13 protein-coding genes are annotated in these 13,351 nt (G+C 45.1%); 11 read left to right on the top strand and 2 right to left on the bottom strand.

Features of this window, described 5'->3' with window-relative positions; all coding sequences use genetic code 11:
* Nucleotides 1-54 precede the first annotated feature (54 nt).
* Together AB4623_RS01535 and AB4623_RS01530 are read left to right on the top strand one after the other, a co-directional pair.
* Nucleotides 55-939 (top strand): LysR family transcriptional regulator, encoded by an 885-nt coding sequence (locus tag AB4623_RS01535; RefSeq protein WP_065584229.1) that lies wholly within the window; start codon nucleotides 55-57, stop codon nucleotides 937-939.
* Nucleotides 940-1,246: 307 nt separating this feature from the next.
* The gene (locus tag AB4623_RS01530) at nucleotides 1,247-1,468 is read left to right on the top strand and encodes a hypothetical protein (RefSeq protein WP_372145598.1); all 222 of its coding nucleotides are present in this window, start codon (nucleotides 1,247-1,249) and stop codon (nucleotides 1,466-1,468) included.
* A gap of 128 nt (nucleotides 1,469-1,596) precedes the next feature.
* Here AB4623_RS01530 and AB4623_RS01525 read toward each other — a convergent pair whose 3' ends face one another.
* Nucleotides 1,597-2,118: a DUF2058 domain-containing protein gene (locus AB4623_RS01525; RefSeq protein WP_010441213.1), complete on the bottom strand. Its 522-nt coding sequence runs from the start codon at nucleotides 2,116-2,118 to the stop codon at nucleotides 1,597-1,599.
* 415 nt (nucleotides 2,119-2,533) lie between these two features.
* On the opposite strand from AB4623_RS01525, the gene AB4623_RS01520 reads away from it, so the two are divergent.
* On the top strand, nucleotides 2,534-3,868 hold the full coding sequence (locus tag AB4623_RS01520; protein ID WP_372145596.1) for a sphingomyelin phosphodiesterase: 1,335 nt from the start codon (nucleotides 2,534-2,536) through the stop codon (nucleotides 3,866-3,868).
* Between the two features lie 39 nt (nucleotides 3,869-3,907).
* On the top strand, nucleotides 3,908-4,858 hold the full coding sequence (locus tag AB4623_RS01515) for a chromosome partitioning protein ParA (protein ID WP_372145626.1): 951 nt from the start codon (nucleotides 3,908-3,910) through the stop codon (nucleotides 4,856-4,858).
* 4 nt (nucleotides 4,859-4,862) lie between these two features.
* Here the strand turns inward: AB4623_RS01515 and AB4623_RS01510 are convergent, their stop codons facing one another.
* A complete protein-coding gene (locus AB4623_RS01510; protein WP_372145594.1) occupies nucleotides 4,863-5,897 on the bottom strand; it encodes an AraC family transcriptional regulator in 1,035 nt (344 codons plus the stop codon).
* Between the two features lie 169 nt (nucleotides 5,898-6,066).
* Between AB4623_RS01510 and AB4623_RS01505 the strand changes: the two genes are divergently transcribed.
* The 7 genes from AB4623_RS01505 to purT all read left to right on the top strand — a co-directional run bounded on the left by AB4623_RS01505 (nucleotide 6,067) and on the right by purT (nucleotide 13,240).
* Nucleotides 6,067-7,080 (top strand): DUF2804 domain-containing protein, encoded by a 1,014-nt coding sequence (locus AB4623_RS01505; RefSeq protein WP_372145592.1) that lies wholly within the window; start codon nucleotides 6,067-6,069, stop codon nucleotides 7,078-7,080.
* An 87-nt stretch (nucleotides 7,081-7,167) separates the two neighbouring features.
* Nucleotides 7,168-8,016, top strand: coding sequence for a sterol desaturase family protein (locus AB4623_RS01500; protein ID WP_372145590.1), 849 nt, complete (start codon nucleotides 7,168-7,170; stop codon nucleotides 8,014-8,016).
* A 206-nt stretch (nucleotides 8,017-8,222) separates the two neighbouring features.
* On the top strand, nucleotides 8,223-9,647 hold the full coding sequence (gene sbcB / locus AB4623_RS01495) for an exodeoxyribonuclease I (RefSeq protein WP_248337798.1): 1,425 nt from the start codon (nucleotides 8,223-8,225) through the stop codon (nucleotides 9,645-9,647).
* 25 nt (nucleotides 9,648-9,672) lie between these two features.
* Nucleotides 9,673-10,044, top strand: coding sequence for a CidA/LrgA family protein (locus AB4623_RS01490; RefSeq protein ID WP_004734867.1), 372 nt, complete (start codon nucleotides 9,673-9,675; stop codon nucleotides 10,042-10,044).
* A gap of 2 nt (nucleotides 10,045-10,046) precedes the next feature.
* The gene (locus AB4623_RS01485) at nucleotides 10,047-10,724 is read left to right on the top strand and encodes an LrgB family protein (RefSeq protein ID WP_372102221.1); all 678 of its coding nucleotides are present in this window, start codon (nucleotides 10,047-10,049) and stop codon (nucleotides 10,722-10,724) included.
* A gap of 286 nt (nucleotides 10,725-11,010) precedes the next feature.
* Entirely contained in the window at nucleotides 11,011-11,898 is an 888-nt protein-coding gene (gene cdd / locus AB4623_RS01480; RefSeq protein ID WP_372145588.1) for a cytidine deaminase, read from the top strand.
* Between the two features lie 166 nt (nucleotides 11,899-12,064).
* A complete protein-coding gene (gene purT / locus AB4623_RS01475) occupies nucleotides 12,065-13,240 on the top strand; it encodes a formate-dependent phosphoribosylglycinamide formyltransferase (RefSeq protein WP_372145586.1) in 1,176 nt (391 codons plus the stop codon).
* Nucleotides 13,241-13,351 lie beyond the last annotated feature (111 nt).

Raw genomic sequence — 13,351 nt, 5'->3', positions numbered from 1 at the left:
AGTTACGAAATGATTGTTTGATATGACGAACAATAGATTGGTAGGAACGCGCGAATGAACGAACACAAAAGAATAGAACGACTGATCCTGTTTGTAGAACTTGCTCAGCAACTCAACTTTACCAAGGCAGCCGAAAAGCTCGGTATCTCTAAGAGCTACCTTTCTGAGCAGATCAAACGTTTAGAGAACGATTTACAGTGCCCGCTTTTGGTCAGAACCACGCGCAGTGTTCGTTTAACCCAAGAAGGAGAACGCGCCTTACAGCAAGGCTTAACGATTCGCTCGCAAGTTTTACAGCTTGAACGCAGTGTTTCTGAGCAACACGACATCGTCAAAGGCCTATTACGCCTCACTGCGCCAAAGATGTTTACTGAGGTATATCTATTCGATATCTGCCAACAGTTTAGGCAGCAATACCCTGAGATTCGTTTCGAGATAAACAGTAGCTACACCAACTTTAATCTCAATCAAGATGATATCGATATCGCGTTTCGTGCCACCAATACGCCACCTGACAACATGGTGGCGAAACACTTGATTAGCTATCAACATGATTTAGTCGCGACTCCCGGTTATCTTAACCAATTTGGTCGCCCTACCAATGTGAGTGACTTAAGTGATCATCAATGCTTAGCAACTCTGCACCAAACCGAGTGGCCTTTAAAATCGGTAAATATTGATGTGTCCGGCTGGCTTTCAAGTAATGACAACCACCTGCTTAAGCAACAAGCTATGGCAGGCAGTGGCATCATCCGTATTGCAAGTTACTACGTTGCGAAAGAGATCGAGCTTGGAGAGTTAGAGCGAGTGCTGCCTGATGAATGTCTGCAACAAGGCAACAGTATTTATCTGTTCTATCCGCAAGTTATTTATCCGGCAAAGAAACACCAAGTGTTCGTTAAATTTGTTCAGCATTACTTTGAAAGCTTAAGTCGATAAAATGATGCACAGCTCACTAGGGCTTGTTGGTTTCATCTGGCCAACATATTCGTCGTAGCGAGCTCTACTTCAACCTCTTCGGCTGAATGTGATACCAGTGAAAGTCGACTATATGGCCGATCTACTTTCAAGCCTACTCGTCCTAGTTCTTTTATTTTTTCTTGCTCTTACATTTACATTAATACCTAAACATTCACTCTACGAATCGTTTTTTATTGACTTAAAAATGAAATCATAACGACACACTAATTTGCGTAACTTAGGGTGCAAATAGGCAATCATATTACAGTGCCTATCAGGAGGATGTATGAAACCAAATCGATCTACGGGACTCACTGGACATATAAGACATTGCCCATGTTGTTCTACCGAACTGGTCATCAAAGACCACATTCACGTTTGCCCGCGCAATGAAATTGGCGACTGTTACTTCGATGGCTATGACCAACACGAACAGCGCGCTAATGCTGATTTTATCGATCATGCAAGTGCCAATGATAGCCTTGTTTACGGCATGTCAGAACACTAAGCGTTATTAAAGATTTGTTGAAGTCATTTCGCGCCAAAAAAAATGCAGCGCCAATCGAGTGATTGTTCGCTGCATTCTTAGATCCTGTAAACTTAGCTAACCATTAAAATGGAGCTAGGTAAAACGGATTACCACATTAGATCATCTGGGATCACGAAGTCTTTGTACGGGTCATCTTCGTCTACTTCGTCTGTGCTACCTGCCTGCGTATCAACGATAGATTCTTCGTCGCGCATAGCAATCTTGTTCGCTACTGCTGTTGGAATAACAACATAGCTCTCGCCTTGACGAGCAATACTTAGAATGCCTTTACTTAGTTGCTTTTGAGTCAGCTCTTCTACGTAAAGATATTTAACTAGCGTACCGTCGGTGAAGTTGTATTTGATCTCACCGTTCTTCTGTTCGATCTTGTTCATCTCAATCAGTTGCTTCACTTGAGCTTTAATTTCTTTGCTCAACTGTTGTTCTTTCAACTGTTGGTTTAGCTCTTTGTCTTTCGCTTGCTGCGCCAGTTTAGTTTCTTCAGCTGCCGCTTTTGCTTCACGAGACTGAACGCGAGACTTTTTAGAGCCTTTCTTCGCCTTCTTTAATTTTTTCTCATTTACCAAGCCAGCTTTAAGCATCTGCTCTTGGAGTGTTAACTTTGCCATGACTTTCCCAGTTCAGGATTAAAAACGGCACTATCATACCTGTTTTTGAGGTTTCTGTTTACTGAACAAGAGTAAATTACAGAACAATCGCAAAATTTATGCTGATAGCTCTAAGCTGTGTCCATATTCCCTTCTTGTTGCTCACAACCTCCACTTTACCGCGACACACAGTTTTCACTTAAGCACGCCAATATTGGCTGTTCCACCGACTCGAAAGCATTAACTGACCCTATTATTCGCGCGCGTACCACTTATCATTCCGATAAGACAATATGTTAATTTTCAATGGTTAATCAATTTTATAAAACCTTGGCATATATCTCATATTTGAATAAATGCCATAGAGTTATAACTCCAATGTCATAACTCTTGACTACGTTATTCTAGACATCAATCAATAAGGATAACGTAAACGATGAAAACTCAATGGACTTGGTTAGCTGCACTTGTGGCATCCACATCAATCGCTTCGACCTCTGCCATAGCAGACACTGACGTGTATCTCACCAATAACACCAATCAAGTGATGACCATTCAAGCCAACCACACTGGTACCGACCTGCTTCAACTCGGTGATGAGTGGCAACAGCATGTTGAACAGATTGGTCCTTGGGAGACGAAGAAGCTGATAAGTTTCAACCGCTGGACTGGTGTGAAATCTGGGAAGACCTATGAGTTTGACACTGTGGTATCAAACGCTGTGGGCGAAAGTGTCACGCTCAACCAAACCATGAAGGGACATTGGTATAACTCGACACTGCAACATGGTTTGAGTGCCGCAGACGTCAACCTAACATTGCATGACGATCGTAATATTCATCGCAGCACAACCGATGCGTTCGGGGTCAATGCAGAGCTAGCCCTCAAAGCCGATTCTACAGCGCGCTATGATGATATTTATTACACCATCACCCCTCCAAAAGTGGATGAGCAACCAGAGCCGGATGCCAATACACTCAAGGTCATGACTTACAACATCTGGGCGCTGCCTGCCATCGCTTCACATATTGGTGACCGCTATGACCTACTCCCTCAATATGTAAAGGGCTATGACGTGTTGGCGCTTCAAGAGGTGTTTGCTAACGGCAGAGATGAGTTCTTGCGTGAGCTTGCGAAAGAGTATCCTTATCAAACTAAAATGCTCGATAAAGATGGGATTAACATATACGACGGTGGTGTGATCATTGTCAGCCGCTATCCTATCGTTAATGAAGCGCAGTATGTTTTCCCTGATTGCACGGGCACAGATTGCTTTGCTGATAAAGGTGTTAACTACGCGGAAGTTATCAAGAATGGTCAGGCTTACCATGTTTTCGCTACCCACACGGCATCATTCGATACGGACACCACTCGTGATTACCGACAACGTCAATTCAAGCAGATGCGTGCACTGGCGCAGTCTCTGAATATCCCGGCATCAGAAACTGTGGTTTACAGCGGTGACTTCAACGTGAACAAGCTCAAGTTCCCAAGCGACTATCAACAGATGTTTGCTAACCTGCAGGCTGATGAACCAACATACTCAGGTTACACCGCTTCTACCTTTGACCCACGCATCAACAACTTTGCGGGAGAGCCTATGTCGGGTGGCGAGAACGTTGAGTATCTCGATTATGTGGTAGTGAGCTCAGAGTATGCCGCTAAAGCGCATAACTACAATCGCGTGGATGTCCCAAGATCAACAAGCAGTGAGTTATGGAAGCACTACAACCTTTCAGACCACTTCCCTGTTAGCGCCGTGATCAAGTAACTCGGTGAACCAATAATGCATCGAGTTATATTAATCCTAATGCTCGTCTTAACGGCGAGCATTATTTGCTATTCGTGGTCATCAAAAACGAACGAAACAGCGCTATCTTCTGCTCAACACACAGAACCTAAGCCGCGTGTTTCTACGACAACTAATGCCGATAATTCCACGCCTACTGCAACCGCTAGTTCGGAAAACTCCGCATCGCACAGCAATCAAGCCCAAGCCGGAGCACTGGACGGTAAAATTCTTGCTGAAAACTTGAGTGAGCTTGAAGGCAAGGCTTTGTTCGATGAACTCGATGGGTTCTGGAAGCTTTGCCAACAACGCGATGACTGCGCAGAGCAACTCGCACGATTGAAATCAGAATTGCCGGGCATATGGTTTGAGTTACTGAGCGACTATCCGCAGCTATCGGCTGACTGGCAATTAACACAAAGCACTATCCCACTTGAATCCATAGAGACTCTTGAAGATCGTGTTGCCTTATTCAAGCAATCTGCACAACAAGTATGGGGAGAGTTGGCCCACCAGCTATTCGCTGACCAGTTTGCTCATCTGGATTTTACGCTTGACGCTAACACCCTTGAAAAGAACGAAGCGAGCCAGTTTTTGGCCAACTATCAAGATTTGCTTAGTGAATGGCAAAACAATACGGGCACGTTAAACGCCGAAACACAGCTTCAAAAATATGAACTGGCATTATCTTTGATACCCAGCAGCTATAGCCCTGCTGAAGTAGCATCAGTCAAAGCCGACCTTCAAGATGCCTACTTAGATGAAGCGCAGGCCAGCAACATTGCCGCGCGAGAACAACAAGTCGCACAACAGCAACAAACCGTGATGAGTTATCACGAGCAACTGGATCAGCTCAAAGCGACCTTAGACTCTCAGCGCTCATCAAGTTATGCCACTTGGATTCAACAAGATTGGGACAGTTATTATCAACAGCAAGTCACCGATTTCAGGGAGCAGTTCTTTAGCAAGTAACGCCTTAACTTAAACCATCACGAAACTGAGCGGGCGTTTTATTGAGCCAACCTTTAAACGCCCTTCTGAAATTTGCAGGGTCGCTATAACCGAGCCTTTCACCGATGTCATCAATGCTCATGGTTGTGCCGAGTAATAGCTCTTTGGCCAGCTCCACTCGAACTTCGGTAAGCAATATTTGGTAACTGGATTCATGGGTCACTAGCTCTCGCCTGAGTGTACGAAAGCTACAACCAAACTCATCCGCGAGTTGTTCAATATTCGGGAAACTGCCTGCGGTTTGATAAAAGATCGTTTTGATTTGGTTAGTCAGCAGATGCTCAGAGTCCAGCGTTTCCACTATCGACTGGCAAGACGCAAGATAGCGCTTCAGTGTTGCGGCATCATGAGTCAATAAGGTTTGTGATAAAACCGAGGCATCAAAACGCAGTTCACAATGGTTTTGTTCAAAAATCACCGGGCACTGGAAACGCTCGTCATAAAGCTTGGTGTAATTAGGGCGAGCATAAGGCAAAGCCAAAGTATGAATATCCAACTCATGACCAGTCAGTTCTTTGAACAAAGAGACGATTGAACTCAAGAAATACTCACTGCAGAAAGGTAGGAGATCGCCCACTTCCAAGGTGTTCTCAATCTGAATCACTGCTTGCTCGGAATCTAGAAATAATTTAACCGAGAAAATAGGACCATTCAGGCGCAGATATTTAAAGCCCAACTTGATGGCCTCCCCGACATTTTGACTGGTCGATAGCGCATAACCCAACACACCAAAGTGGCTCAAGCTAGCGTGTTCCCCCAGCCAAAGCCCTAAGCCATCGTGAGGAAAGCTCTGATTCGCCGCGCTAAATAACGCAAGTTTATCAGCGTAAGTCAGCTTTCCATTCGGGTCTCGCCAATCCATGTTCGGCAAACCCACATCATTGAGTAGCCTTTCAATATCGATACCTCGTTGCTCTAACGTATTCAACAGCAGCGCGATATCTAATGTACCCAACTGATGCCGATGTCCGGTCGGCTTATACTCCGCAATAATCTCCAATCGTCTCTCCTTATATCGAGCCCATTCCCATAAACATGACTACTCAGCTTCAACAACACTACTAACAAAATCGTGATTGGTAACGCGCTCTTGTCCGAATATGACCTCCCAATTCTACGCTACTCATCGCACAATGGCTTTAGTTGTTAAATTAATGTGAACCATCGCAATGATAAAAACGAACCCAGCCCCACACAGTTTGATTGATTCTAATGGTCAGCCGATCATTGGACATTTCGATGGCATCCCCAAACACCTAAACATCGAGAGCTTTGACTACCGAAACTCGATGGATGCAAAAGCAAATCTTTGGCAGAAGCACTTCCACTACAAACAATTTCAATTTGTCAGCATCGTCACCGACACGCACATTATTGGTGTCGCTATCGCGGATATTCGCTACTTGGGCTCGGCATTTTGTTATCTGTACGATATTGAAAACAACCATCTAGAAGAGTCATCTTGGTTGAGGCCATTAGGGTTTGATAAACAAGTTACCGCTTCGCCATTTGAAGGCAAGACAAGCATTGCAGGCCAAAGCATTGCTTTCGATATCGAAGGCGGGCAATGGCAAGTTCGATTGAATACCAAACTCATCAAGGCCGATATCGCTTTAGAGCCTAAAGCCGACAGCTTGCCCTTGGCGATGTGCAGCCCAACGGGTTATTCAGGTTGGACTTACACTCAAAAGCACAATGCTTTGCGCATCAGCGGTGAAATCCAAATCAAAGGAGAATCACTCGTTCTCGAACAAGCTCGTGCTGGTTATGACTTTTCAGCGGGTTACATGAGACGTGAAACCAGTTGGCGCTGGGCAAGTATCAACACGCAATCCCATGGCACAGATATTGGCTTAAACCTCGCGGCGGGCGTGAATGAAACCGGAGGCTGCGAGAACGTTTTATGGATCAATGGAACTCGGCACTTACTTAACCCGGTACAGTTTGCGTTTAGTCGCCAAGACACCAATTTACCTTGGCAGATAACATCACAAGATGGACGTATAAACCTGACCTTTACGCCCTTAAATAATCGCAGCGAAAAGCTCAATTTATGGCTGTTAAAAAGTAACTTTCGTCAGTTCATTGGTCACTTTTCTGGCTCGATTGAAGACAACAATGGAGTGACACATCAACTCGATGGTGTTCTTGGCCTAACAGAAGATCACTTTGCTCGCTGGTAGCGAAATTTTGCTAACTGAATTTCAGGCGAGCAAGTCTAAGTAAACTTGATACTAAGAACGCGTATGGCGTCTCAACAAGGATAAAACATGAATATCGACGCATTAATCAATTACCCAGAATGGCTACTGCTGGTATTAGCGCCCTTGTTCGTGGTGTGCATGTTGGCTGAGTATTTTATCGGTCAGAAGCAAGGTCGACTGCCTGATAACTCCAGCTATAAGCTTTCAGAAGTGATGTGTAATTTCACGCTGGCGGGAATGCATCAACTCTCCGATTTGCTCACCGGGTTATTGGTCGTGCAGCTGTATCTCTGGATGTTTGGTTGGCGCTTAATGGACATTGAAATGGGCGTGCTGAGTTTTGTTGTATTGATGGTGTTGCAAGACTTTTGCTATTACTGGTTCCACAGAGTAAGCCATCGTGTTCGCTGGATGTGGGCAGCACACGTGGCACACCACAGTTCAGAAAGCATGAACTTCAGTACGGCTTTCCGTCAAAGCTTAATGTATCCACTTGCTGGGATGTGGCTTTTCTGGATACCGTTGGTCATCATAGGTTTTGCCCCTAAGTGGGTCATCTTTGTGGTGCTTCTCAATCTAGGTTTGCAGTTCTTCGTCCATACACAATGGATACGAAGCTTGGGGCCACTTGAATACATCTTTAATACCCCTTCGCATCATCGAGTACATCACGGCAAAAACCCGCAATACATTGATAAGAACTACGCCGGCGTTCTTATTATCTGGGATAAGTTATTTGGTACATTCGAACCTGAAGTTGAAACTGTACGTTATGGCGTCACCAAACCCGTGAACAGTTTTAATCCGATAGTGGTCACCTTTCAAGAATGGAAGGCCATATTCAAAGATTTGAAGAACCGAGAGTTAACCATGAAGCAGAAAGTCCAGTTGATACTCTCGCCTCCATCGGATTAAACGGACGATAGACAGATTGTATTAACTAAGAAACCGCCTCAATTGGTTTCAAAACCTTCCCCACTGACTCGATTGAATAGTAAAGCACCGTTTTCCGGCAATTTATTTGTGATCTGGGTTGCACGCGTACCGCATACTATCAGATACTGAACAAAACTAACCTTCAGCCACAGTAAACGTTCCGCGCTTGCTGTTCAGGAAATTCAATGAGTTCAGATAATCAGCCAACCTACTTCTTTTTCGATTACGAAACATGGGGCGTTAGCCCAGCAAAAGACCGTCCGAGTCAGTTTGCGGGTGTTCGTACCGACCAAGATTTCAATGTTATTGGAGAGCCTCTGGTTATCTATTGCCAACCTCCCGCTGATTACCTCCCTGCACCTGAAGCTGCACTGATCACCCGTATCACACCACAAAAAGCGGCTTCACAAGGTCTCCCTGAGCCAGAGTTTATCGCTAAGATCCATGCTGAGTTAGCGAAACCTAACACCACAAGCCTTGGCTACAACAGTATTCGATTTGATGATGAAGTAACGCGTTACACCTGTTACCGAAACTTCATCGACCCATATGCGTGGAGCTGGCAGAATGGCAACTCTCGTTGGGATTTATTAGATGTAATGCGCGCTGTTCACGCACTGCGTCCTGAAGGCATTGTTTGGCCAGAGAACGAAGAAGGTTACCCAAGCTTCAAACTGGAACACCTATCTGTGGCAAACGGCATTGAACACGAGAACGCGCACGATGCGATGGCCGATGTTATTGCGACCATCGAGTTAGCGAAGAAGCTGAAAGCTGCGCAACCTAAGATGTTCGATTACCTTTACAACATGCGTCATAAGCGTAAGCTGAATGATCTGGTTGATATCGTAAACATGACACCATTGATGCACGTTTCGGGCATGTTTGGCCGTGACTGCAACTACACAAGCTGGATTGTGCCTATGGCTTGGCACCCAACCAATCAAAATGCGGTTATCGTGGTTGATTTAGCCAAAGATCCAAGCCCACTGTTAGAACTGGACGCTGATGAACTCAGAGACAGACTCTACACCAAACGCAGTGAACTGGGTGAAGACGAGCTACCAGTACCAATCAAATTGGTTCAACTGAACAAGTGCCCTATTCTTGCTCCAGCCAAAACGCTGACGGCTGAAAATGCCGAAACCATCGGTATTGATCGCCAACAATGCTTGAAGAACTTGGCACTGCTGCGCGAACACCCAGAGATCCGCGAAAAACTGATCGGCCTGTACTCACAAGAGCGAGAGTACGAAAAGAGTGATGATGTTGATACACACCTTTATGACGGTTTCTTCTCACCTGCTGATAAAACAGCGATGAACATCATTCGCGAAACTGACCCAAATAACTTGGCAGCTTTAGATATCACCTTCGGTGATGAACGTATTAAACCGTTACTGTTCCGTTACCGTGCGCGTAACTTCCCATGGACGCTCGACGAAGCTGAGCAATTGAAATGGGCGAACCATTGTCGTGAGTTTTATGAGTGCCGTTTAGAAGAGTACATGCTCAACCTTGAAAACCTCGCGCACGAACATGAAAGTGACGAGAAGAAAATGGCTATCTTGAAGGCGGTTTATCAATACGTAGAAAAGTTAGCTAGCTAATTCCATTATCAAGAGACGTAACACTTTGAAAGAAAGATTGATCCAACTGGTTTACTGCTTAATCTCCTTCACCTTAATCATAGGTGCACTTACAGCAGGTAACGCGTTACAGCACTTTTTGGATACCTCAATCCCTGGCAGTATTTTTGGCATGTTGATTCTGTTTGCCGCCATGGTGATTGGTATTGTTCCTTCGCACTGGGTACAACCCGGCGCAAGCTTGATTATCCGCCTAATGATCTTACTGTTTGTTCCGATCAGTGTTGGGTTGATGGATCACTTCGACATGCTCATCGCGAACGCATTGCCAATTATGGCGAGCGCCGTTGGTGGCACATTATTGGTGTTAGTATCCTTATCATGGTTCTTAGACCGCTTGCTTTCGAGAGGTAACTGATCATGTGGATTCTACTCACCATAGTGGTATTCCTATTTGCTCGCTGGGTAAGTCAAAAAGTAAACTCGCCGCTGTGTAACCCCCTGCTTATCAGCATTGGTATCATCATTCCGATGCTCACGTTCTTTAGAGTACCGTTTGAGACTTACTATGCTGACAACACTTGGATTACCTACATGCTGCAGCCTGCGGTTGTTGCACTTGCTTACCCACTTTATGAGCAGCTACCTCAAATCAGAGCCAACTGGCGCATCATTACCTTTGCGTGCACGCTAGGCAGTGTGATGTCGATGACAACAACGGCATTAATAGCAGTGGCTTTTAAAGCGGACTTAACTTTGATTGCGAGTTTATTAGGTAAGTCAGTCACCACACCAATTGCGATGGAAGTATCGAGCCATTTAGGTGGTGAAGCAGCGATTGCGGCAATACTGGTATTGATTGTTGGTCTATTTGGGGCAATTTTTGCTTACCCAATCTACAATCTCATTGGTATTAAGAGCCCGATCGCGCGTGGTTTAACCATGGGTACCGTGTCTCACGCTTTAGGTACTGCGACCTGTGCTGAAAAGAATCAGGAAGATGCTGCATTCAGTTCTTTGGCTCTTGTGCTTTGTGGCGTCATTACCTCAATCATCGCACCGAGTATATTTTCGCTCGTGGTTTGGTTCTACTCTTAACCTAAACGATCACTACGCGATTCAGCCCAACCAGAATGCTGTTTATTACAGTGTCTGTTTGGGCTTTTTATTCGCATTTATTTAGCAATAGCAGTCAAGTCACGGTCTTTTACGAGCAATAAGTGCGATATCAGCTGTATAAATGGCTCTTGTAATCGATTTCAAGTGTGACCTCACTCTAATTATGCAAGCCAATGTAACAACAACAATTCAATAGTGATATTTATCACAGAAAATTCCTGAGCAATGCATAAACTTAAAGCCTAAGGTCAATTAAGGATTCAACATGAACAGTCGTATTACCCTGGCGCTGGAAAGTGCTCCATCATCAATGAAAGCGCTTTTGAGTGACATCGTATTAGCAGACAACTTTGACGCGACATTGTCTCCAGAACAATTTGCTAGCCTACTGCAAGCAAGTGGTCTAGCGGATGACGAACTACGCATTGCGCTACTTCCTTTTGCCGCAGCGTATTCTTACGCTCCGTTATCTGAATTTTATGTTGGTGCAATCGTGCGTGGTTTGTCTGGTACTCTGTATTTTGGTGCAAACCTTGAAATCGCTGGTGCTCAACTTGGTCAAACCGTTCACGCTGAGCAATCTGCAATCAGCCACGCTTGGATGAAAGGCGAACTAGGTATCTCAGATATCACCATCAACTTCAGTCCTTGTGGTCACTGTCGTCAATTCATGAACGAACTGACAACAGCAAAAGAACTTAAAGTTCAGCTTCCACAACGTGATGAAATGTCTCTGCAAGAGTACCTGCCAGACTCGTTCGGCCCTGCTGATTTAGGTGTGACAACGGGTTTAATGACAAAGCTTGATCATAAATACACGACCGAAGAAACAACGCCTATTGTTGTAGAAGCGCTAGCAGCACTAAACCGCAGCCATGCTCCTTACACCAAAAACCTAAGTGGTGTTTCACTACAACTGACGTCGGGTGAGGTTTTCACCGGTGCTTACGCTGAAAACGCAGCGTTCAACCCAAGCTTACCTCCTCTACAAGTGGCGTTGATTCAACTTAAACTGGCTGGCTTCGATTTCGAACAAATTGAAAGTGCTGCTTTGGTTGAAATCGCGGAAGGTAGCATCAGTCACCTGGCGGATACGCAATCTACATTAGAAGCGATTAATCCCGACATTCCAGTGACTTACTTAGCAATCTAAGTACATCTAATTAACAAAATTTTAAATAAGCAGCCCTATTTAACGGGGCTGCTTTTTTATACCTGTAATTAACGCAACAACTTGCGCAAACGTTTGCTTTTATCATTGAAATAAGTATGATCACCCCGTTTTCAATCAATCGTTCAAAAGATCGGAAGGAATTTCTATGTTTGGTACTGCTACTCGTGAAAATGCTACTCGTGTACTTCTATTAGGTTCAGGTGAACTCGGCAAAGAAGTTGCTATCGAGTGCCAACGTTTAGGCTTGGAAGTTATTGCATGTGACCGTTACGCAGACGCACCCGCAATGCAAGTTGCACATCGTAGCCATGTATTAGACATGTTAGACGGCGATGCACTGCAAGCAGTCATTGAACTTGAAAAACCAGATTATGTGGTTCCTGAAATTGAAGCTATTGCCACCAGCAAGTTGGTAGAGCTAGAAGCGCAAGGCTTAAATGTCGTTCCAACTGCGAATGCGACCAAGCTAACGATGAACCGCGAAGGTATCCGTCGTCTAGCGGCAGAAGAGCTAAAGCTGAGCACTTCTCCTTACCGCTTTGCAGACACCTTTGAAGACTTTGCTGCCGCTGTTGAATTCGTGGGCATGCCTTGCGTTGTTAAGCCAGTAATGAGCTCTTCAGGTAAAGGCCAAAGCGTTATCAAAACGGAGGAAGACATTCAAAAGTCTTGGGACTACGCACAAGAAGGCGGTCGTACTGGCGCGGGTCGTGTAATCGTTGAAGGCTTCATCGACTTCGATTACGAAATTACGCTACTTACCGTTCGCGCAGTCGACGGTGTTCACTTCTGTGCGCCTATCGGTCACCGCCAAGAAGACGGTGATTACCGCGAATCATGGCAGCCACAAGTGATGTCAGACAACGCACTTAAAGCCGCGCAATACACGGCTGAACAAGTGGTTAATGCACTAGGTGGCCACGGTATCTTTGGTGTCGAGCTGTTTGTTAAAGGCGATCACGTTATCTTCAACGAAGTATCCCCTCGCCCACACGATACAGGCCTAGTAACATTGATGTCTCAAGACTCATCGGAATTCGCACTGCACGTACGAGCCTTTACGGGTATGCCGATCAAATCCATCACGCAATGCGGCCCTTGTGCATCAGCGGTTATTCTAGGCCAAGGCACTTCAACTAACATTCGTTTTGAAGGTCTTACAGAGGCGCTAGACGCACCACAAACACAAGTTCGCCTGTTTGGTAAGCCTGATATCGATGGTCGCCGTCGTTTAGGTGTGGCGCTTACTCGTCGTAACAGCACTGAGACAGCGATTGAAGATGCAATTGAGAGCGCGTCAAAAGTAAAAGTGATTTACTAGCTGCTAATTACTATTTTCTAGCTAATGACTACTAATTGGTAACGACTAACTCAGATCTGAACCATTACGTTCTCGCATCTGAACAATCACGACTTCAAATCTGAGCAATAA

This window comes from Vibrio sp. 10N.222.52.C12, assembly GCF_041474215.1.
Classification (GTDB): Bacteria; Pseudomonadota; Gammaproteobacteria; order Enterobacterales; family Vibrionaceae; genus Vibrio; species Vibrio crassostreae_C.
The sequence above is the reverse complement of the archived record's forward strand: the minus strand, read 5'-3'. Positions and strand labels throughout refer to the sequence as shown.

Bases quoted from the DNA above. Each gene is read 5' to 3' on its own strand.
- AB4623_RS01500 (WP_372145590.1), top strand. From the start codon at position 7,168: ATGAATATCGACGCATTAATCAATTACCCAGAATGGCTACTGCTGGTA.
- AB4623_RS01515 (WP_372145626.1), top strand. From the start codon at position 3,908: ATGCTCGTCTTAACGGCGAGCATTATTTGCTATTCGTGGTCATCAAAA.
- AB4623_RS01485 (WP_372102221.1), top strand. From the start codon at position 10,047: ATGTGGATTCTACTCACCATAGTGGTATTCCTATTTGCTCGCTGGGTA.
- AB4623_RS01525 (WP_010441213.1), bottom strand. From the start codon at position 2,118: ATGGCAAAGTTAACACTCCAAGAGCAGATGCTTAAAGCTGGCTTGGTA.
- AB4623_RS01530 (WP_372145598.1), top strand. From the start codon at position 1,247: ATGAAACCAAATCGATCTACGGGACTCACTGGACATATAAGACATTGC.
- sbcB (WP_248337798.1), top strand. From the start codon at position 8,223: ATGAGTTCAGATAATCAGCCAACCTACTTCTTTTTCGATTACGAAACA.
- AB4623_RS01535 (WP_065584229.1), top strand. From the start codon at position 55: ATGAACGAACACAAAAGAATAGAACGACTGATCCTGTTTGTAGAACTT.
- AB4623_RS01505 (WP_372145592.1), top strand. From the start codon at position 6,067: ATGATAAAAACGAACCCAGCCCCACACAGTTTGATTGATTCTAATGGT.
- AB4623_RS01520 (WP_372145596.1), top strand. From the start codon at position 2,534: ATGAAAACTCAATGGACTTGGTTAGCTGCACTTGTGGCATCCACATCA.
- purT (WP_372145586.1), top strand. From the start codon at position 12,065: ATGTTTGGTACTGCTACTCGTGAAAATGCTACTCGTGTACTTCTATTA.
- cdd (WP_372145588.1), top strand. From the start codon at position 11,011: ATGAACAGTCGTATTACCCTGGCGCTGGAAAGTGCTCCATCATCAATG.